The sequence below is a fragment of the Phascolarctobacterium succinatutens genome, assembly GCF_023497905.1.
In the GTDB taxonomy this organism is placed as follows: domain Bacteria; phylum Bacillota; class Negativicutes; order Acidaminococcales; family Acidaminococcaceae; genus Phascolarctobacterium_A; species Phascolarctobacterium_A succinatutens.
In genome coordinates this window covers 1,722,645-1,743,172 of the sequence record NZ_CP097284.1, presented here as the reverse complement: position 1 = coordinate 1,743,172, position 20,528 = coordinate 1,722,645, and the positions used below count along the sequence as shown (strand labels likewise).

The 20,528-nt window shown below is 42.3% G+C and carries 24 protein-coding genes; 17 read left to right on the top strand and 7 right to left on the bottom strand.

From position 1 onward, the window contains the following. Positions 1-133 precede the first annotated feature (133 nt). From M5E81_RS08250 to rpsI, 7 genes are all read left to right on the top strand, one after another. Complete coding sequence (locus M5E81_RS08250; protein ID WP_009145177.1) at positions 134-499, top strand: YccF domain-containing protein; 366 nt, start codon at positions 134-136, stop codon at positions 497-499. A gap of 394 nt (positions 500-893) precedes the next feature. Then, positions 894-1,718 (top strand): energy-coupling factor transporter ATPase, encoded by an 825-nt coding sequence (locus M5E81_RS08245; protein WP_009145175.1) that lies wholly within the window; start codon positions 894-896, stop codon positions 1,716-1,718. Further along, on the top strand, positions 1,709-2,566 hold the full coding sequence (locus tag M5E81_RS08240) for an energy-coupling factor transporter ATPase (RefSeq protein ID WP_249747270.1): 858 nt from the start codon (positions 1,709-1,711) through the stop codon (positions 2,564-2,566). The genes M5E81_RS08245 and M5E81_RS08240 overlap by 10 nt, the downstream gene beginning before the upstream one ends. Next, a complete protein-coding gene (locus M5E81_RS08235; protein ID WP_249747269.1) occupies positions 2,566-3,381 on the top strand; it encodes an energy-coupling factor transporter transmembrane component T family protein in 816 nt (271 codons plus the stop codon). Before M5E81_RS08240 ends, M5E81_RS08235 begins: the two co-directional genes overlap by 1 nt. Further along, positions 3,369-4,121, top strand: coding sequence for a tRNA pseudouridine(38-40) synthase TruA (truA, locus tag M5E81_RS08230; RefSeq protein WP_249747268.1), 753 nt, complete (start codon positions 3,369-3,371; stop codon positions 4,119-4,121). Before M5E81_RS08235 ends, truA begins: the two co-directional genes overlap by 13 nt. A 172-nt stretch (positions 4,122-4,293) precedes the next feature. Then, entirely contained in the window at positions 4,294-4,731 is a 438-nt protein-coding gene (gene rplM / locus M5E81_RS08225) for a 50S ribosomal protein L13 (RefSeq protein ID WP_249747267.1), read from the top strand. A gap of 21 nt (positions 4,732-4,752) precedes the next feature. Further along, entirely contained in the window at positions 4,753-5,145 is a 393-nt protein-coding gene (gene rpsI, locus M5E81_RS08220) for a 30S ribosomal protein S9 (protein ID WP_009145170.1), read from the top strand. Positions 5,146-5,277: 132 nt separating this feature from the next. Here rpsI and M5E81_RS08215 read toward each other — a convergent pair whose 3' ends face one another. Both M5E81_RS08215 and M5E81_RS08210 read right to left on the bottom strand, forming a co-directional pair. Continuing rightward, positions 5,278-6,159, bottom strand: a complete 882-nt coding sequence (locus M5E81_RS08215) for an IS3 family transposase (RefSeq protein WP_249747005.1) — start codon at positions 6,157-6,159, stop codon at positions 5,278-5,280. After that, positions 6,090-6,653: a transposase gene (locus M5E81_RS08210; protein ID WP_249747006.1), complete on the bottom strand. Its 564-nt coding sequence runs from the start codon at positions 6,651-6,653 to the stop codon at positions 6,090-6,092. The genes M5E81_RS08215 and M5E81_RS08210 overlap by 70 nt, the downstream gene beginning before the upstream one ends. 65 nt (positions 6,654-6,718) lie before the next feature. Here M5E81_RS08210 and M5E81_RS08205 point away from each other — a divergent pair, with 65 nt between their 5' ends. Both M5E81_RS08205 and lnu(C) read left to right on the top strand, forming a co-directional pair. Beyond that, positions 6,719-7,756 (top strand): IS1595-like element ISSag10 family transposase, encoded by a 1,038-nt coding sequence (locus M5E81_RS08205; RefSeq protein WP_002837184.1) that lies wholly within the window; start codon positions 6,719-6,721, stop codon positions 7,754-7,756. Positions 7,757-7,779: 23 nt separating this feature from the next. Then, entirely contained in the window at positions 7,780-8,274 is a 495-nt protein-coding gene (gene lnu(C), locus M5E81_RS08200; RefSeq protein WP_019543803.1) for a lincosamide nucleotidyltransferase Lnu(C), read from the top strand. Between the two features lie 853 nt (positions 8,275-9,127). On the opposite strand, the gene M5E81_RS08195 is transcribed toward lnu(C), so the two are convergent. The 5 genes from M5E81_RS08195 to M5E81_RS08175 all read right to left on the bottom strand — a co-directional run bounded on the left by M5E81_RS08195 (position 9,128) and on the right by M5E81_RS08175 (position 13,572). Beyond that, positions 9,128-9,538 (bottom strand): hypothetical protein, encoded by a 411-nt coding sequence (locus M5E81_RS08195; RefSeq protein WP_249747266.1) that lies wholly within the window; start codon positions 9,536-9,538, stop codon positions 9,128-9,130. A 12-nt stretch (positions 9,539-9,550) separates the two neighbouring features. Then, on the bottom strand, positions 9,551-9,880 hold the full coding sequence (locus M5E81_RS08190; protein WP_249747265.1) for a hypothetical protein: 330 nt from the start codon (positions 9,878-9,880) through the stop codon (positions 9,551-9,553). A gap of 1,228 nt (positions 9,881-11,108) precedes the next feature. Beyond that, positions 11,109-12,308 (bottom strand): IS256 family transposase, encoded by a 1,200-nt coding sequence (locus tag M5E81_RS08185; RefSeq protein ID WP_249747264.1) that lies wholly within the window; start codon positions 12,306-12,308, stop codon positions 11,109-11,111. A 237-nt stretch (positions 12,309-12,545) separates the two neighbouring features. Further along, entirely contained in the window at positions 12,546-12,881 is a 336-nt protein-coding gene (locus M5E81_RS08180; protein ID WP_249747263.1) for a hypothetical protein, read from the bottom strand. Positions 12,882-12,930: 49 nt separating this feature from the next. Beyond that, positions 12,931-13,572 carry a hypothetical protein gene (locus M5E81_RS08175; RefSeq protein ID WP_249747262.1) on the bottom strand — a complete coding sequence of 214 codons (642 nt, stop codon included), beginning with the start codon at positions 13,570-13,572 and terminating at the stop codon, positions 12,931-12,933. A gap of 332 nt (positions 13,573-13,904) precedes the next feature. Here M5E81_RS08175 and acpS point away from each other — a divergent pair, with 332 nt between their 5' ends. From acpS to tsaD, 8 genes are all read left to right on the top strand, one after another. Beyond that, positions 13,905-14,282 carry a holo-ACP synthase gene (gene acpS / locus M5E81_RS08170; protein WP_249747261.1) on the top strand — a complete coding sequence of 126 codons (378 nt, stop codon included), beginning with the start codon at positions 13,905-13,907 and terminating at the stop codon, positions 14,280-14,282. Next, positions 14,279-15,829: an NAD(P)H-hydrate dehydratase gene (locus M5E81_RS08165; RefSeq protein WP_249747260.1), complete on the top strand. Its 1,551-nt coding sequence runs from the start codon at positions 14,279-14,281 to the stop codon at positions 15,827-15,829. Before acpS ends, M5E81_RS08165 begins: the two co-directional genes overlap by 4 nt. 104 nt (positions 15,830-15,933) lie before the next feature. Continuing rightward, complete coding sequence (locus M5E81_RS08160; protein WP_249747259.1) at positions 15,934-17,184, top strand: N-acetylmuramoyl-L-alanine amidase family protein; 1,251 nt, start codon at positions 15,934-15,936, stop codon at positions 17,182-17,184. Between the two features lie 17 nt (positions 17,185-17,201). Further along, positions 17,202-17,738 carry a GerMN domain-containing protein gene (locus M5E81_RS08155; RefSeq protein ID WP_249747258.1) on the top strand — a complete coding sequence of 179 codons (537 nt, stop codon included), beginning with the start codon at positions 17,202-17,204 and terminating at the stop codon, positions 17,736-17,738. Positions 17,739-17,838: 100 nt separating this feature from the next. After that, positions 17,839-18,312: a tRNA (adenosine(37)-N6)-threonylcarbamoyltransferase complex ATPase subunit type 1 TsaE gene (gene tsaE / locus M5E81_RS08150; protein ID WP_249747257.1), complete on the top strand. Its 474-nt coding sequence runs from the start codon at positions 17,839-17,841 to the stop codon at positions 18,310-18,312. Further along, the gene (gene tsaB, locus M5E81_RS08145; protein ID WP_009145691.1) at positions 18,293-18,988 is read left to right on the top strand and encodes a tRNA (adenosine(37)-N6)-threonylcarbamoyltransferase complex dimerization subunit type 1 TsaB; all 696 of its coding nucleotides are present in this window, start codon (positions 18,293-18,295) and stop codon (positions 18,986-18,988) included. The genes tsaE and tsaB overlap by 20 nt, the downstream gene beginning before the upstream one ends. After that, the gene (gene rimI / locus M5E81_RS08140) at positions 18,961-19,437 is read left to right on the top strand and encodes a ribosomal protein S18-alanine N-acetyltransferase (RefSeq protein ID WP_249747256.1); all 477 of its coding nucleotides are present in this window, start codon (positions 18,961-18,963) and stop codon (positions 19,435-19,437) included. The genes tsaB and rimI overlap by 28 nt, the downstream gene beginning before the upstream one ends. Continuing rightward, positions 19,430-20,452 carry a tRNA (adenosine(37)-N6)-threonylcarbamoyltransferase complex transferase subunit TsaD gene (gene tsaD / locus M5E81_RS08135; RefSeq protein ID WP_210684789.1) on the top strand — a complete coding sequence of 341 codons (1,023 nt, stop codon included), beginning with the start codon at positions 19,430-19,432 and terminating at the stop codon, positions 20,450-20,452. Before rimI ends, tsaD begins: the two co-directional genes overlap by 8 nt. The last annotated feature ends 76 nt before the right edge of the window (positions 20,453-20,528 follow it).

Below are 20,528 nucleotides of genomic sequence, written 5' to 3'. Positions count from 1 at the left end.
AAGTTTGCGGTATGCTAAACTAGCCTTAGAGAGATTACTTACAATCTTTTAAATCAAATGTATCAGTAACCAACTACGTGTATATTTTTTCGCTGTGCCGGTTGGTTTGTCGGTAGATGAAAGGAAGTGCGCAATGAGCATTATCGGTAATATTATCTGGTTTTTATTTGGCGGTATTTTAGCAGGCATTATCTGGTATCTGGTAGGCCTGTTATGGTGTTTGACGATTATCGGTATTCCGGTAGGACTGCAGTGCTTTAAGCTGGGACGGTTGAGCTTCTTCCCATTTGGCAAGGATGTAGCTTTGAGCGGTGAAACAACCTCGTTGCTGTTAAATATTTTTTGGCTGATTTTTGGCGGTATCGAGCTGGCAATTACGCATGCAGTTTTTGCTGTAATTTTGTGCTGTACGATTATCGGCATTCCCTTCGGCATGCAGCATTTTAAGCTGGCTAAGCTGGCACTGTTGCCGTTTGGAGCACAGATTACGGATAAGTAATAATTAAATTTGAATGCAAGCGCAGTTCATGCAGGAATTTTATTCACGATTTCTTCAAAACTTTGCCCTTGCTATGTCACAGCAATATAGTATACTATGAGTGTAGCAAGAAGTTGCTACACCCTTCCCATCAAATTCATCATAAACAGCTTTCCTAAGAGAAACAGCCTGCAATATCCCCTGCAGGCTGTTTTCTCGTTTTCTAAAGCTCGTGTTGCTTTGCTGGCATTAAAATTGAACGTTTTGATTTATAAAAATAAGCCGTAAACGTGCTTTAGCGTTTATGGTTTACTCTTTTAGCATTATGGTTAACCTTATGATAAAAGAAGGTTGACTAATCTTTTTATCACGTATATAATTATTAAGTACACGAATTTATGATGGAGGCACTGTTGTGATTAGTATAAAAAATTTGAAGCATTACTATACAGATGCTGATGGCAATGAGGTAAGGGCACTGGACGGCGTAAGCCTTGAGATTAAGCAGGGTGAATTTGTTGCTGTTATCGGCGCTAACGGCAGCGGTAAATCTACGCTGGCACGTCACTTGAACGCTTTACTGCTGCCGACTGACGGCACTGTGCTGGTAGATGGCATGGACACTGAAGATGAAAGCAAAATGTGGGATATCCGCCAAAAGGTGGGCATGGTGTTCCAAAATCCCGACAACCAGATAGTTGCTGCGATTGTCGAAGAGGATGTGGCCTTCGGTCCGGAAAATATCGGCGTACCTGGTCCGGAAATACCGCAGCGTGTAGCAGATTCGTTGGCTGCTGTAGGCATGACGGAATATGCCAAACATGCACCGCATCTTTTGAGCGGCGGCCAGAAGCAGCGTGTGGCTATAGCAGGTATTCTGGCGCTGCAGCCGGAATGCATTGTGCTGGACGAGCCTACAGCGATGCTTGACCCGCAGGGACGCAAGGAAATCGTGGGCACTGTACGTAAGCTCAATGAAGAAAAAAATATGACTATAGTTTATATTACGCATTACATGGTTGAGGCACTGGCTGCTGACCGCGTAGTTGTTATGGAAAAAGGTCATATCAGATTTATGGGTACTCCGCGTGAGGTTTTCAGCAGAGTGGATGAGCTGGAGGCCTTGGGACTGGAGGCTCCGCTGGCAGCGAAGGTAGCCAGCGAGCTGCGCAAAAGCGGTGTAAAGCTGCCGCAGGATATTATTACAGATGAGGAGCTGGCGCAGGCATTATGTCAATAAAACTTTCTAATATATATCATACATATTCCAAAGGCACGCCGTTTGAACGCCTGGCGCTCAATGATGTATCGCTGGAGATTTCCAAGGGCGAAATAGTTGCTATTATAGGACACACAGGCAGCGGTAAGTCTACCTTAGTACAGCATTTAAACGGCTTGCTGAAGCCGGATAAGGGCAGCGCAAGCATTGATGACATTAATATTACTGCTAAGAGTGCAGAGGCCAAGACTGCACGCCAGCAGGTTGGCATGGTATTTCAGTATCCAGAGCATCAGCTGTTTGCGGAAACTGTTTTTGAGGATATCGCCTTCGGCCCGCGCAATAAAGGCTTTGCCGAGGATGAGGTAGAAAAGCAGGTGCGTGAGGCTATGGCCTTCGTCGGCCTGGATTATGATACCTATGCGCAGCGCTCTCCCTTTCAGCTGAGCGGCGGCCAGATGCGCCGTGTAGCTATTGCCGGTGTGGTTGCGATGAACCCGGATTATCTGGTTTTGGACGAGCCTTCCGCAGGCTTGGACCCGCGCAGCCGTAATGCAGTATTTAAGGAAATCATGTCACTGCACAAGAGCCGTGGCATTGCTATTGTGCTGGTAACGCACAGCATGGAGGAGGCAGTAAAATATGCTGATCGCCTGCTGGTTATCAACACCGGCAAGGTGCTGTTCGACGGTACTCCCGCAGATATTTTCAAGCAGCATGCCGATGAGCTGGTCAAGGTTGGCGTAGATGTTCCGCAGGTTTACAAGCTGGCGGATTTGCTGCGTAAAAACGGCCTGGCAGTGAAAGAGAATATTAAAGACGATATGAGCCTGGTTAAGGCGATTAAGCAAGCAAAGGGGTGGAAATAATGCTGACAGATATAACCTTAGGACAATATTTCCCCGGTAAATCCTTTATCCATAAGCTTGATCCGCGTACTAAGCTGTTGGCCACCTTGATTTATATCATTGCTATTTTCTTTGCGGTAACGCCGTTGGCTTATGGCATTCTGACTGCCTTTGCCGCTGTAGTAATTCTTATTTCAAGAGTACCGTGGATGCTGGTCTTCAAATCCTTGAAGCCTATTTGGATTATCGTTATTCTGACGATGCTGATTCATATGTTTACCGCTCCCGGTGAGCATATTGTTTTTACCTGGAAGTTTTTGAGCGTAACTGCCGAAGGTATCGACATGGGCGTAAAGATGGCAGTTCGCCTGATTCTGCTGCTGCTGTTTTCTTCGGTGCTGACCTTTACGACATCACCGATTGTACTGACAGACGGTATTGAAAATCTGCTGCGTCCGTTCAAAAAGCTGGGTGTTCCTGCGCATGAGCTGGCTATGATGATGACCATTGCTTTGCGCTTTATTCCTACATTATTGGATGAAACAGACCGCATTATGAAGGCACAGACCTCTCGCGGAGCTGATTTTGCCAGCGGCAATATCTTCCAGAGAATGAAAAATATGCTGCCTTTGCTGGTACCGCTGTTTATCAGTGCCTTCCGTCGTGCCGATGAACTGGCTGTTGCAATGGAAGCACGCTGCTATCGCGGCGGTGAAGGACGTACACGCATGCACGAGCTGGTATATGCCGGCCGCGATTATCTGGCCTTTGCTTTGATTATTATACTGGCGGTTGGCCTGGCAGTATTGCGCTGGGGGAATATATGCGTACAATAAAGCTGGTCGTAGCCTATGACGGCAGTGCCTATCATGGCTTTCAGAAGCAGAAAAACGTGCAGACGGTGCAAAATGTTTTGGAAGAAGCGTTGACTATGCTGTGCGGCGAAAAAGTAGTAACCGCAGGCAGTGGGCGCACGGATACAGGCGTGCATGCTTTGGCACAGACGGTGACCTTTACTACGAACGGACGCATTCCCTGTGCTAATCTGGTGCGTGCGGCGGCAAGCCTGTTGCCGGAGGATATCGTGGTTGTGAGCGCCGAGGAGATGCCGGAAGGCTTTCACGCACGCTTCAGCGCACAGTGGAAGACGTATCATTACAAGCTGCTTGTCAATGAGCACGTCAATCCCTTTATGGTGCGTTATGCCTGGCAGCTGCGTCAGCAGCTTGAGGTGAAGGCCATGAACGAAGCGGCGGAGCTGCTGCTGGGAACGCATGATTTCAGTGCCTTCCGCAGTAGCGGCAGTGTTGATACTTCGCCGATAAAAACAATTTTTGCTGCCAAGTGGCAGCAGCAGGGAGAAGAGATTCTTTTCCGCATCAGCGGTGACGGCTTTTTATATCACATGGTACGCAACATAGTCTGGTCCCTGGTACAGGTGGGAATGGGCAAGCGCACGGTGCAGGATTTTGCCGCTGAGCTGACGGCACAGCGCTGTGAATTTCTGAACGAGCCTGCTCCGGCACAGGGTTTATACCTGGCAGAGGTAGGTTATCGGGAGTATCCGCAGCTTTAAGGGAAAAACTCTTGGAAAATGCTAAAATTTTAACAAAAATACTTGACTTAAACTCTTAAGTTGCGTATAATATATCTACGTGATTTTCCGCTTGATTTCACTAGCCCCGAAATACGGTGAGAAGATCGCAACGAACTGTATATTTGGAAAATATCTAGGAGGGACACAAGCGATGAAATCTTTTATGGCTAATCCGTCTAACATCGAACACAAATGGTACGTTGTTGACGCAGCTGATAAAACTCTGGGCCGCCTGGCTGCAGAGGTTGCAAAAGTCCTGCGCGGTAAACACAAACCGACCTTTACCCCGCACATGGACACCGGTGATCACGTAATCATTATCAATGCAGATAAGGTTGTTCTGACCGGCAAAAAACTGACTCACAAAATTTATTTCCGTCATTCCGGTTATCTCGGCGGCGACAGCTATGTAAAAGCTGGCGACATGCTGAAGAAAAACCCTGTAAAAATGGTAGAGCTCGCTGTTAAAGGCATGATTCCGCACAACAGCCTCGGCGCTCAAATTTTCTCCAAACTTCATGTATATGCTGGCAGCGAACATCCGCATGCAGCTCAAAAACCTGAAGTAATGGAAATCAACGTTAGATAATATCCGGGAGGGAACAAATAAATGGCAGTAGTTACTTATAACGCAACTGGTCGTCGTAAATCTTCTGTTGCTCGCGTTCGCCTGGTTCCGGGTGAAGGCAACATCGTTATCAACGACCGTGAATTGAACAAATACTTTGGTCTGAAAACCTTAGAGCTGATTGTTAACCAACCGCTCGAAGTTACCGAAACCAAAGGCAAATATGACGTACTCGTTAACGTAAACGGCGGCGGTATTTCCGGCCAAGCTGGTGCTATCCGTCACGGCATTGCTCGCGCTCTGCTGAAAGTTGACGCTGAATTCCGTCCTGCTCTGAAAAAAGCAGGCTTCCTGACTCGCGACCCGCGCGAAAAAGAACGTCGTAAATACGGCTTGAAGAAAGCTCGTAAAGCTAGCCAGTTCTCCAAACGTTAATTTTTGGTTGGCTCTGTCACAACAAATGGTTGATTTTTGACGAGAAATAGCGTATAATAATAGTAAGAAACAGTACCACCGATGATATGTACCCAGTTTTCTGGACACCGCTAAAAATTTGAATAATTATATTTACATCATGGATGCTTCTCTGAATTTAGAGGGAGGCATCCATTTTGTTTTAGCTTGAATTCTTTTGTTGTTATAATAATCGATGTACTCAGCTATAGCGTTTGAAAAAGATTCAAACGAAGGGTAATCTTTTTCAAATCCGTAGAACATCTCGTTTTTTAATCTGCCAAAGAAAGTTTCCATAATACAGTTGTCATAGCAGTTACCTTTCCTAGACATTGATTGAATGATTCCGTGCTTTTGCAATTCATTCCTATAAAATGCATGCTGATATTGCCATCCTTGATCTGAGTGCATAATAAGACCTTTTACAGAAGGAAAACCTTTAAATGCCTTTTTCAGCATGTCCTTTATTTGCGCCATATCTGGATGTAGAGAAAGATTGTAAGAGATTATTTCATTGCTGTTCATATCCAAAATCGGAGAAAGATAACATTTGCCCCAAGGCAGATTGAACTGCGATACATCGGTTGTCCACTTTTGCAAAGGTTTTTCGGTATTGAAATCTCGATTGATGATATTATCAGCAACTTTGCCAACATCGCCTTTATAGGAGTGGTATTTTTCCTTGGGACATTTTCCAAACAAGGTAAGCTGATTCATGATTCGTTGGACACGCTTGTGATTTACTCGAAAACCTCGATTCAGAAGCTCCTTATGTACGCGCCTTACACCATATCGCTTTTTGTTCTCGTTGAAGATAACAATAATTTCGGATGATAAGTCGGCATTTCGTTCGCTAACTTTATCTGTCTTGCTAAGCTCGTAATAGTACGTTGAACGCGACAGTCCAATCGCATCCAGCAAATAATTCAGTTTGTAACCTTCTTCACGCAGTTTTTGGACGAGCGCAGCTTTTTCGCCTTGAGTTGCGCTGCGCATCTCTCTTCTCTCAAGGCAATCTCTTTTTTTACAATAGCAATCTCCGCTCTCAAGCGCTCATTTTCTGCTCTGAGCAGAATCATTTCTTCTCGTTCTGATGGAGTAAGTTCTGCCGGCTCTATTTTTTTCTTCATTTCAGGCTCCTTGGGTGGTCGTCCTTTTCGTTGTGCGACCAATCCCTGATACCCTTTAATTTTATAGCATCTAACCCACTGATACAAGAGTCCAGCGTTAATTCCTGCAGAAATAGCTGTTTCCTTATTTGACGCACCAGCTAATACTTTGGCTACAAGTTCATATTTCTCTTCTGCTGACCAAGTTTTTCTCTGATTTTTATGTCTTAATGCTTCTGGACCACATTTATCTTCTATCCGAACCCAAACTCGGATTGTATTGTGGAAATTTTTTTCTGTTATATCTTTAGGCGTTTCAGGCCATTTACCTTGTCGATATAATTCTACACACTGTCTTTTGAACTTATAGCTGTATTTCATTAAAATACCCCCAATACTGGGTGTCCAGTATTGGGGGTACATATCACCGAAGGAGGTAATTGGATATGCCTACTATCAAAGACGCATTAGATATTATCGGTAAGTTGACTGTCGCAGAGCAGGAAAGCCTTAAAACAATGCTTTTAAGTCCTGCCTTTGTAAAGTCTTTGAATATTGAAGATTTCGTAGCAAAGGAACGCTTTGCAAATGGTCGTGTATGCCCTCTTTGTGGCTGTATCCATGTGGTTCGCAATGGTCATCGTAAAGATGGCACACAGCGATATGTATGTAAGGATTGTGGCAAGTCCTTCGTGATTGCTACGAACTCCATTGTGTCTGGTACAAGAAAAGACTTGTCCGTGTGGGAGCAGTACATTGATTGTATGATGAATGGCTTATCCATTCGTAAGACTGCTGTTGCTTGTGGGATTCACAGAAACACCGCATTCCTTTGGAGACACAAGATTTTGGATGCACTTCAGAATATGGCAGACGATGTTACCCTTGACGGCATTATTGAGGCTGACGAAACTTTTTTCGCCATCTCGTACAAGGGCAATCATAGCAAGAGTAAGACATTTGCTATGCCACGCAAGGCTCATAAGCGTGGTCATTCTACACATATCAGAGGCTTGTCCCAAGAAAAGGTATGTGTTCCTTGTGCGGTTAATAGGAATGGCTTGTCTATCTCCAAGATTACGAATACTGGTAGAGTTTCTACAAGAGATTTACATCATATTTATGATGGTAGGATTAAGACCAATTCCACTCTTGTTACGGACAAGATGAACTCCTATGTGAGATTTACAAATGCCAATGGCATTGACCTTGTGCAGTTAAAGACTGGCAAAGCCAAGAAAGGCATTTATAATATCCAACATATCAATAGCTACCATAGCCAGCTAAAGAGGTTTATGCGTGGCTTTAACGGTGTTTCTACCAAGTATCTGAACAACTATCTTGTGTGGAATAACCTTGTAAATTACGCCAAAGAAAGCGACATGGAGAAAAGGAACATCTTCTTAACTTTTGTTTTGGCAACATTGAAAACTGCTAAATGCAGAGATTTATCAAACAGACCAGCAGTTCCTCTGGTCGCCTAATTAGAATTTGTGGAGATGATAAGATGGTCAATATAACAGATGTAAAACAGATTCTTCAATTTGCAATAGATGCGGAGATTAAAGTCTTTCTTGATGGTGGATGGGGTGTAGATGCTCTTCTTGGATATCAGTCAAGAGCCCATAATGATATTGACATTTTTGTAGAAAAGAACGATTATCAGAACTTTATAGAAATAATGAAAGCTAATGGCTTTTATGAGATTAAGATGGAATATACAACATTGAACCATACTGTATGGGAAGATTTGAAAAACAGAATTATTGATTTGCATTGTTTTGAATATACGGACGAAGGTGAAATTCTTTATGATGGGGATTGTTTTCCGGTAGAAACTTTTTCGGGTAAAGGAAGAATTGAGGAAATAGAGGTTTCCTGTATTGAACCATATAGTCAAGTAATGTTCCATCTGGGATACGAGTTTGATGAAAATGATGCACATGATGTGAAGTTATTGTGTGAGACACTTCATATCGAAATTCCAAATGAGTATAGATAACTGCAAATAACAGTTTGTAGGGGAGTTCTGATACTCCCCTATAAAAATGGCTATTTATCAACTGTTTGTTGTGACATAGCCTTTTGGTTTACTGTCAAGCACCAATCACAAATACAAATCGCACAAATTACTCCGCAACTGTTTTGGTTGCGGAGTTTTTGTATTGTCTGTGTTGTTTGGAATATATATGGAAAATTTTTTAAAGTGTCTTTAATGCATGGAATTTAAGGTACGTATGTAACAGGTATGTAGCGAGTATGTAACGCATATGCAACAAACTATATTGAATTTATAGCTTCTAATAGCTGTTCCAATGTCTTATGAGTGTAAATCCTTTATGTCATACCAGAGTAGTAGTGTCAAATAATCAGCTTCTAAATTTTTAAATTTACATACTTGTTATCAGGTTTGTGTTGTGGTTGCTGTGAAATAAATGAACTATGATGAAGTTATTATTAATAGTATATTTTAGGTATACATGGTAGTGCGTAGAAATCAGGGCGCAGTGTATGCGTAAATTATTCTTTGCAAATATACAAGTATCTTTGTATTTGTTTTTTACGTTAAATAAGTACGATTTTTATTTTCTTTTTCTTGATTTTTATGTTAGTAAAAAGTGTTTAATGATTTGGCAAAAGCAATAGTAGATTACACATAAATCTATGTTTTGCAAATTTAGCTATTTATAATAGTTTAGGACTAGCAACATTCTCCTTAATTTGATATAAATTCGTTAGGATAAGACCGTTACAGTTTATTAGAATAATGTCATAAGTTTTAATGTATTACTTTCTTTCTAGTATTTGAAAACAGCATTCCCACTTATAATTTAAGCGAGAATGCTGTTTATTCATTAAGCGTTTCGTTCACGGTCATATTTTTCAAGAACATTTAATATATACATAAGCCCCATATGGGTTGGTGTGCCCTGATAAACTGGTTGCCAGTTAGCGTTAGGACGGAGGGTATCTTCCATCAGTTCCTTTGTTGATATTTTTCTTACAACAGTCCTGGTGCATCTAGATTTTCCCATGTACACGTTATACTCAATATTGTTACTAATTACTCTATCATTTTGGTTGTCCCATTTCCATATTGTATAGTCAATCGTTTCTTTCTCTGTTGCTAAAACAATACTTTGAGTATCAATAAAAATTTTTTGATTATAAAATTCTCCTATATCTACAAATCTATTACCAGCAAGAACTGTCGAAGAAAAAATTAGTGCAATCAGAGTTAATATTAAAATTATTATTTTTTTCATTCTATCAACCTCTTATCTATAAAGAATATCAAGTTCCAATTCGTCTACTTTTTTCTTTAGAAAAAATAAGTCAGCACGCAAAGCTTCTATTTCGTTTGGTCCGCTTGGACATTCTATATCTTCAAGGCGTCTTTCTATGCTATCTAATCTCTTGGTAATATCTGCTGTGTCTGATATATTCTGCTTTATACTAGATATATCAGAACAAGCTTCGCTGGCTTCATATCTGGCTTTGTTTACTTCACTCATTAGATAAAAAATCATTCCGAATTGCACAATAGCGATAAGCAATAATCCAATAATTAGGTTTGTTTGATATTTTGTTATAACTTCTTTCACCATCAAATCCTCCTTATAATATCATTTATTTTCAGCGATTTAGTAATTTCATATTTTTTAATTCATCTCTGTGGACTTCCGCGTAGCATGTCTAGTACTCCTATCGGTAATTTTGATTCGGGAAAAGCAATAATAGTTACCGTATAAGCGTAGGCTATTATTTTTTTGTTTGAAAATATCATCACGTAAAGCCAGGTACATTTCCGTTACTGTCATATGTTTAGTATCATCGGAAGTCTTTCCTTTGAATATCGCAAGTAAGATAAATAGAACGTAGAAAAGAGTAATACTCCATACAGTAAAGTAAGCAACAGGACTTATAATTTTAATTATAATTACAAATGGAATCAAGGATAATACAAATAAATATAAATAAATATAAATTATCTACATTCCTGTATAGATAACTTACAAATTTAATTGTAGCAACTGCTATTACGCCTTGCACAACGGCCATATAACCGGAGCCAAAGCATGAGCCGAACGCAAATACAAAGCAATAAAAGTAAAAAAGTTCCGAGCATCTTCCTAGCACAATCTATCTTCCTCCTATATATGTATTAATAGTAAAAATTGAGCATTTATTATACTATAATTGTCACGTCTTGTGCCAATGGCATGGTAAAGATTGTTTAGTAGATCTTTTTGTATTGCATGCTCATACTGTCACTGCCAACTGTGATAACAACTAAGTTTTCTATTTAAATTAATTAAATAATAGCACATTCTGTTGAAACGCGCAATTTCAATAGTTGTTTTTTTCATTTTATGGTGTGTTGACATTAATGGTGTAGTGTCAGAAGGGCCTAATTTGAAATATAGGATGAACTGTAATTTTTGGTTTACTGTCAAGCACCAATCACAAACACAAATCGCACAAATTACTCCGCAACTGTTTTGGTTGCGGAGTTTTTGTATTTCCCGGCTAAGCTGATTCGGATTGAAAATGTAATTTTAACTAAGCGCTTTGTTTCAGTAGTCGTAGTAAACGAAAATAGCATACCTCATAATGCTTTCGGTATTTCAAAGGAATTTACGGTTTATGCATACTATTTGTCTTCCCAAACACTATAATCAGATATTTTAGAAGGTACTGTCAATAGTTTTGCGCAAATTTCTTCAGACATCCTAGCAGAAGTTTAGTTATATAAGTTTAACGGTTAGTGCACTTCACCGTTAAATATCAACTAGCTTCTGCTTTAGATACCTTTGCTTATTAAGTTAGCTGTTTTTAAGATATTTTTGCTTCACAATACAGTTCTTCGGCAAGCATATCTGTTAGATGTTTCATGTTCAAGTAACGTTTTTTGCCCCAATCATTGCTGGCTATATAACGCAATCTTGCACATACAAGCATCAATGCTGATTCACCATCAGGAAACGTGCCAATCACTCTTGTGCGACGCTTTATTTCTCTGTTTACACGTTCAATAACGTTATTGGTACGTATACGTAGCCAATGCTCTGACGGAAAATCCATATAGGTCAAGGTTTCCTCTAAACCATTTTCTAGTTTGTCTGCAGCCTTGTTAAGTTTCATCTCACGTAATCTGGAAATTACTGATTTTGCCTTTTCTTTAGCTGCTGCTTTATTCTCCTGAGCATGAATTGCTTTGAGCATCTTGGCAACTTCCTTGACAGTTTTACGTGGTACTACAGAGAATATATTACGGTACATATGCACCGTGCAGCGTTGGTATCTGGCATTTGGAAACACTTCACCTATGCTTTCTACCATGCCTAAATTTTTATCGCCAATTATAAGTTTTACGCCATCTAAGCCACGGCTTTTCAGCCATACAAAGAAATTTTTCCAGCTTTCAGTATCTTCTTTGAGGCCCTCGGCTGTACCTATAACTTCTCTGTATCCGTCTTCTGTGACGCCAATAGCAACTAATACAGAGGCGTTTTCAAAGGAACCTCCCCAACATCTTTTTAGAAAAATACCGTCTACAAAGACATAGGGGTACTTTTCTGTAAGCTTCCTGGAGCGCCATTCTTCAATTTGAGCAAAGCATTTTTGATTCAGATTGCTAATGGTTCCGGCTGAAACCTTCTGTCCCCAGAGAATCTCTGTAATACTTTCAACACGACGCATAGAAACGCCGGCAAGATACATTTCTATCAAGGCTTCTTCTACGGAGCATTCACGTCTTTGGTAGCGCTGAATAATAGCAGACTCAAAAGTAAGACCTTTTAATTTAGGCACTTTTAAAGTAACATCACCAGCTTGAGTAGAGAATGATCTTTCGTAATGACCGGCGCGATAACCTTTTCTTGTTTGCTCACGTGCGTAGCGTTCAGCTTGTACAAGTTTGTCAGCTTCTGCATCCAAAAGAGCATTGAGAGTTTCTTCTACACTATTTTTTACAATAGTTCTCAATTCGTTGTGGATAAATTGCTCGTTTAATTGTATAATGTTACCAGACATAGATTCTACCTTCTTTCATGTTTTGTGTGGTAACTTAATTGTAAGCAAAGGTAGTCTCTATGTCTATCTTTTTGAATTGAATTTGCGCAACTTATTATACGTTATCTAGAATTACAACAATAATCATAACGTCTTGTCATATTAATGAACACATAATAAGTTACTATAAAATAAAAAAGATACACATATTATAAAATAATCAATGTGTATCTTTTTATGTCAACTATTGATTTGTTATTATATACGTCCAAAATTGATTATTGTCAAGAAACCGAAAAACATAATTGCGTAGGCTGTATAATTTGCAATTTTCCCGTATTTTAATGCAGAAAACGTTTGATGAGTATATGGTAATGAGCTATCATATCCAAATACATGCTTTATTGCATAACCTAAAGATATAATGGCCATTGTTTCTGATACTACATTATACATAATGATAGGTAGAGTAATTAGGTAAATTAACTTTACTATAACATCTAAACTACTTCTGCCAAAAAAATTTTTTAATACACTTTTTATTATAGATTGTATAGCTAAAGCAAAGCATGCTGTTGCAAGACTATAAAACATTTTTACATATACTCCTTTAAATTATTAATAATGATGTATTTTTTTCAGTTCACCAATCAGAACGATATTCGGAAATAATATTTTTCCGAATTTTAGACCATTCTGTCTTATCAATTGGTTTGACTTTTGATAACCATTGCTTTCGGATTTCTACAGATGATATACTAATTGATAAATAAGAACTGAGATTAGGCTCTTTGTAACTTCCATTTAAGTTGATGGTTGTTGTTGTACCTTTCCAACAGTAGTTAAAATTATAATATGAGGTAGAAAGACCAGGGATAAATTCGTCAATATTGTTGCCACTACTTTCGTTAATTTCCCCATATATCATTGACATTCTGTTTAATAAAAATTTTTGCTTATTTAGTGTTTCGTAATTATCTTTACCTGTAAATGTAACTAAAACTGATTCCAATTTATTATTATAAAAAGAATACCTAAAAGGGGAAGTTATGGTAATACCGCTTAACTTACTTTCATTAATTGGAACAATATATGTTATGATGTTAGCAGGGTTATATTCTCCCGGTTGTTGTTTTTGCAAAGTTGCATTAGGATAAACGTTCTTGAATTCCTCTATACTTGTTCCCCACTTTAATCCTTTGAATCCGTCTGGTTCATTATCATAAGCTAATGCGGTTGAACAAATCAAAAGAAATAATGATGTTAGACTAAATAATAGCTTCATTTTTACCTTCTTTTAAAATCAATTTATTTTTTAGTAAGTTTAATAATAAAGTATAATTAATTATGACATGGAGATTCCATCTGAAGCACTGTTGCTTTAGCAATAATTTGTATAGGACTTCATTAAATAAATCATGAAATTATATTATAGTTAGGGTAGTATAGATACCTTAAAGTTTTCTTAGTGTAACAAAGACAAGTCCTAGCTCAAATTTTAACCTCTTTCTTATCATTTTGCAATATCTTTGTGAAAATCAAAAATAAAAAAAGGATTTTGGATATACTTGCAAGAATTAATAATAGTTACGAAGCTGTGTGAAGGAGTGAAAGCAAATGATAGTAGGCATAGGCTGTGATATTATCGAAATAGAACGTATTGCCCGGGCAATAAAGCGCGAATCTTTTATCCGGCGAGTGTTTACTGCTGAGGAAGCTGCCTATTGTCAAAGAAGAGGACAGCAGGCGGCGGCAAGCTTTGCAGCACGCTTTGCTGCTAAAGAAGCGGTGCTGAAAGCATTGGGAACCGGTCTGCGCGAAGGCTCGCTGCAGGAAATAGCCGTAGACAACGATGTTCTGGGAAAGCCTTTGGTGCAGCTTAGCGGTCACTTTGCAATGCTGGCAAAACAGCTTGGAGTAAAAAATATACAAATCAGCTTAAGCCATAGCAGAGAGCTGGCTACGGCGTATGTGATAATGGAGGATGAAAAATGAAATTAGTAAACGTACAGGAAATGAAACAGCTTGATCAACTGGCGACAGCGGAATATGCTGTACCGGGAATCTTATTGATGGATAATGCAGCGCAGGCGGTTGCCGATGCTGTTAATGATAGCTTAGATGAGCTGGATGGCGAAAGCGTAGTTGTTTTTTGCGGTGGCGGCAATAATGGCGGCGATGGCTTCGGTGCTGCCCGCTGGCTGCAAAATTACGGTGCAAGAGTGCGCGTTTTTGTCGTAGGCAAGGAACTCGAGGCTGTGACAGGTGATGCTGCGGCAGAGCTTGCGATGTTGCAAAAAACTGATGCTAAGGTAGAGGCTATTGCCGGCGAGGATGACTGGGTAGTAGCTGAGCTTGCTGCTGCGAAGGCTGATATTTTGGTTGATGCTTTAGCAGGAACCGGCTTTCATGGCGAGCTTGAGGGCGATTTGCTGCGTGCCTGCAGATTACTGAATGACAGCGAAAAATATATTGTAGCAGTTGACGTACCGACAGGTGTAAATGCAGACAATGGTGCTGTTTCTGAAAATGCTGTACGTGCGGATAAAACCGTGACGATGGCTTTGTTAAAAACCGGTCTTTTGCTCTATCCCGGCCGTGAGTATTGCGGTGATATTGAGCTGGCAGATATAGGTATGCCTGCAAAAATGGTAGAGGAATGTGCCAGCAAAAAATATCGTCTGACAGACGATATTGTGCGTGAGCTGCTGCCGCTGCGTAAAGCTGATGCGCATAAGGGCGATGCAGGACGCGCTGTTATCTGTGCCGGCAGCCCCGGCTTCGCCGGTGCCGCTGCTTTGAGCAGCTACGCCGCAGTAAAGGCTGGTGCAGGCCTTGTAGCGCTTTATACTCCGCTCAGCAGCCGTGATGTGCTGGCAGGCAAGCTTACAGAGGTTATGGTGCACGGACTGCTGGAGCGTATGCCCGGTATTCTTGGCGGCGGCGCAACAGGCGATGTAGTGAAAAATGCTAATGCTGCCGATGTACTGGCAATCGGCCCAGGCTTGGGTACAAGTGAAAGTACACAGCAGGTAGTGCGTGATATCCTGCTGCAGGTGCAGGTACCTGTTGTTATTGATGCGGATGCATTGACAGCATTACAGGGACATACGGAAATTCTTGCACAGATGCAGGCAGCTAAGGTGCTGACTCCGCATCCGGGTGAAATGGCACGTCTTATCGGTAAAGAAATCAGCGAAATTAATGCTGACCGTATCAATATTGCTGCGCAATATGCTCAGGAATGGAATGCTGTGCTGGTGCTCAAGGGAGCACCGACCGTTATTGCCTGCCCAGATGGCACTGTTTATGTCAACAGCACCGGCTCCAGTGCTTTGGCTACAGGTGGCAGCGGTGATGTGCTGACAGGTATCATTGCCGGTCTGGCAGCGCAGGAGATTACTCTGCAGGAGGCTGCTTTGTGCGGGGTTTACCTGCACGGAAAGGCTGCGGATATCAGCGGTATTGATATCGGGCTGGCAGCAGGCGAGCTGGCGCAGTTTTTGCCGGAGGCCCGTCATGAGGTTCTGAAGGGCAATTAATGCTTTAACGGTAATTTTGTTTACAGACTTATGTAATTAGTGTTAAAATAAACTGTTGAAGTAAAATCTTTAGTAAGAGTATGTAAGTTTGCGAGGTGGAACTATTGCGCAAGATTTTCCTGCTGACGCTGCTGGCCTGCTGTATGCTTTTAGGCGCGGTTGCTCAGGCGGCGCAGATAACAGATGTAAAATGGGGTGTCAATAAAGCAGACGTTCTGCGTATTGTTGTTGATGTAACGGATACTGCAGGCTATGCTGTTGATATGGAAGGCGATACGCTGAATCTGACGGTGAATGCCGATAAGGGAGCGCAGGTGCCGCATAGTAAGGCTGTAAAAAGCTCTTTGGCTGATTCCTTGAAAATTGTGGATAAAGGCAGCTATACGGTGGTGCGTGTACCGCTGAAACAGCGTCTGCTGGAAAAAAGCTATAAGGCTTTCGTCTTAAAGAAGGATCCTGCAACAGGCCGTCCCTTCCGTGTAGTGCTTGATGTTATGCCGCGCCAGGCTTCCTACAGTGGTTCCGGTGCTGCAACCACCGTTGTAAGCAACAGACCGGTAGTAAGCAACCGTCCGACAAAAAATAACAGCAGTATCAAGAAAAATATCGTTATAAAAACAAGTACCGCAGCGGATAAGAAAGCGGATAAAAAGAAGAGCAGCAGTAAAAATAAAAACGATAATAAGAAAAATACTGCTGCTGCCAAAACGGAAACAAAAGTAAATAAATCTGACGCTGATAAGCTTGCGGTAATCAAAGGAAACGGCAGGTTCCGCACAAGCGGCGGTCTTGACGGTAAAATTATTACCTTAGATGCAGGCCATGGCGGCAGCGATCCGGGAGCTATAGGCAGTGATGGTACGAAGGAAAAAAATATTACTCTGCCAATTGCCAAAATGCTTAAGGAAATCCTGGAAGATAAAGGTGCCAAGGTCTATATGACGCGCACTACCGATGTTGATGTATTCGGACCTAATGCCAGTGATGCAGAGGAACTGCAGGCGCGTGTAAACGTTGGCGAAAAATATAATTCGGATATGTTTGTCAGCCTGCATGTCAATTCTTCGGTCAATAAAAATGTTGGTGGTTTTTCTACATACTACTATCCGAAAACCGATAATGATTTGCGCTTAGCTAAAAATATCCAAAATAAGCTGGCTGCTAATTTTGGTGTAGATGATTTGGGTGTACGTCAGGCAAACTTTTATGTTATCAAGCGTATCAGTATGCCGGCAGTTTTAGTAGAAATGTGCTTCATCAGCAATGAAAAGGAGCTGACCTTGATGAAGGGACAATGGTTCCAAAAGAAAACAGCTCGTCTGATTGCTGAAGGCATTGAAAAATATTTTGCATAATACGGAGGCGGCAAGTAATGAGAAAGCTAATTTTATTGATGCTGCTTTTGTGTGCAGTAATAGCAAGCGGTTGCAGTGAAAATGTTCCGCCGAAAGAGGATGCCAAGAATGCAGCAACAGCTGCGGTACAGGAAAAAAAGGATATCAGCTTTATTGTTTATCGTGCAGCTTCCGATGGCAGCGAAAAGCTGTTGCCGGAAAAAATTACGATGAAGGATAACGGCAAAAGTTTGCCGGAAAATGCTTTGATTGCCTTGGTAACTACTAAGCCGCAGGATGCAAAGATGGATGATGTTGTACCCATCGGTACTAAGGTGCGCAGTCTGAAAATAGAGCAGGACGGCACCGCCTACGCTGATTTTACGCGCGAGCTGGCAAAGAAGGGACAAGGATCCTATGGTGAGATGATGCTTTGCTATGCTATCACTAATACTCTGACAGAGTTTCCGGAGATTAAGCGCGTGCAGATTCTGATAGAGGGCAAAAAGGTTATTACCTTGAGTGGTCATATGGATATTGAGGATCCGCTGACGCGTAATACGACTTTATTGTAAAAACAAAGAAGCGGTACTGGTAAGTCTGGTGCCGCTTTTTAAAATTATTGATTACTATGGCAGGGGATTTCTTTCTTGCCAAATGTGAGGAGAGTTGGTTATGGAATTTTATTTGCAGGACAGCGCTGCAACGGAAGCCTTGGGAAGGCTTTTGGGAAAGCATGCAGCAAGCGGTGACGTTTTCTGCCTGAGCGGTGACCTTGGCGCAGGCAAAACGCTGCTCAGCCGCGGTGTTGCTGTAGCCTTGGGGGCTGGGGCCGAAGATGTTAACAGTCCGACCTTTGCCATCATGAATGTTTATCAGGGGCGTGAGCTGGAAATAAGGCATTTTGATTTATATCGCCTCAACCGTCCGGAGGAGCTGGAGGACATCGGCTTTGAGGAATATGCCGGAGGCGATGGCGTAACATTGATTGAATGGGCTGAACTGTTCAAGGATGAGCTGCCGGAGGAATATCTGCAGATTACTTTGCTGCATGATGGTGAAGGCCGTCGTGCTGTGCTGCAGGCTCAGGGTGAAAGATATGAAAAACTGCTGCGGGAGGTAGAAAAAGATGCTGACTTTGGCAATTGATACGGCTACTAAGGTGTGCACGATTGCATTATGCCGTGATAAGGAAATTTTAGCTGAATATACGATAAATATGGGGATGACACACAGCGAAGGCTTGCTGCCGCAATTAGACCAGCTGCTGCAGCGTACCGGTGTACAAAAGCAGGACATCGAGCTTTTGGCTGTAAGCATGGGACCTGGTTCCTTTACCGGCCTGCGTATCGGTCTGGCAACGGCAGAGGCTATGGCCTATAGCTGGCAGTGCTGCCTGCACGGTGTTGATACTTTAAAGGCTTTGGCTTATAATATCCAGCTTGAGGGCAGGGTGCTGTCACCGGTGCTGGATGCGCAAAAGGGTAATTTTTATCAGGCCTTGTACGAATGGCGCAACGGTGAGCTTGTGGAGCTGGCACCTGTTGAGGTTGTCAGTGCGGAAAAAGCATTAGAAAGAATTGCGCTGCAGGGAACCCCTGCGTTGCTTTTGGGCGAGTGCAGCAAGCTTGCGAAAAACGGTCTGCCTGATTTTATCAGCGTGGCACCGGAAGCATTGCGTATGCCTAAAGGCAGCTCTGTAGCATTGGCTGCCTTGGCAGAATTTGATGCAGAAAACGATAAGAAAATTTTTGGCCTGGAGCCATACTATATCAGAAGATCGGAGGCTGAGGAATTGTGGGAGAAGAAGCACAAGCAACAATAAGCTTCAGAGCAATGACGGAAGCGGATATTCCGGCTTTGGTTGCCATAGAAGCACAATCCTTTTATGATGCCTGGAATGAAAATATGCTGCGTAATGAAATAGCCAACGAGCTGACTACCTATCTGGTAATGGAATGTGCCGGCAAGCTTGTCGGTTATGCGGGCTTCTGGCTGGCAGCCGGCGAAGCGCAGATTACCCGTGTGGCTGTTGCTGATGAAGAACGCGGCCAGGGTTATGGCACACGTCTGACGGCAGCGTTGGTCAACAAGGCCTGGGAGCTTGGCGCTACGGCTATTACGCTAGAGGTGCGCGAGGGAAATATTGCCGCGCAGAAGGTTTATCTGACCTGTGGCTTTGCCAGCGAAGGCATTCGTCCGAATTATTACGAAGACAATCATGAAAATGCAGTTATAATGTGGCTGTATAAAGAAGGAGCAGGCCATGAATAAAGAGCAGAAGGATGTATATATTTTAGGTATTGAAAGCAGCTGTGATGAAACTGCGGCTGCTGTAGTAAAGAACGGGCGTGAGGTACTGAGCAACATTATCTCCTCCCAAATTGTTATTCACCGTAAATTCGGCGGCGTTGTGCCGGAAATTGCTTCCCGTAAGCATATAGAAAATATTATGCCTGTTATCGACGAGGCTTTGTCACAGGCAGGCGTCGGCATGGAGCAGATAGATGCTGTTGCCGTTACCTACGGACCTGGTCTGGTCGGCGCGCTGCTTGTCGGTCTTTCGGCTGCCAAGGCGCTGGCCTGGGCAACGGACAAACCGTTGATAGGTGTCAACCATCTTGAAGGCCATGTATTTGCCAACTTTTTGGCAGACAGCGAGCTGAAGCCGCCGTTCATGGCGTTGGTTGTCAGCGGCGGACACACGGCCCTGCTGAAGGTTACCGGCTATAACAGTTTTGAGCTTTTGGGACAGACGCGTGATGATGCGGCAGGCGAAGCCTTCGACAAGATTGCCCGTGTTATGGGGCTGCCTTATCCCGGAGGTCCGGAAATTGAGCGCTTGGCATTGGGCGGCAATGACCATGCTATTGATTTTCCGGTAGCACGTTTGGACAAGCCTTATGAATTCAGCTTCAGCGGTTTGAAATCTGCCGTAATCAATTATCTGCACAATCAGCAGCAGGCAGGCCGTGAGGTGAACCGCAGCGATGTTGCGGCATCCTTCCAGCGTGCGGTTGTTGATGCACTTGTTAAGGAAGCGGTGCATGCTATGCAGCATACCGGCTACAATAAAATTGTGTTGGCCGGCGGCGTTTCTGCCAATAAAACCTTGCAAAACACACTGGCAAAGGCTATGGAGGAGATTGGTGCCCAACTGGTGCATCCGACACCGATTTTGTGTACCGATAATGCTGTAATGATTGCCTGCCGCGGTTATTTTATGTATCAGGCCGGCAGCTTCAGTCCATTGGATTTAAACGCTAATCCATCTTTGAAATTAGGCTAAACAAGTGTCTTTTATAGTGCATAAGCCTGTGGATATTGTGGATAAGCGGGCAATATCCACATATAAGCGCATTACT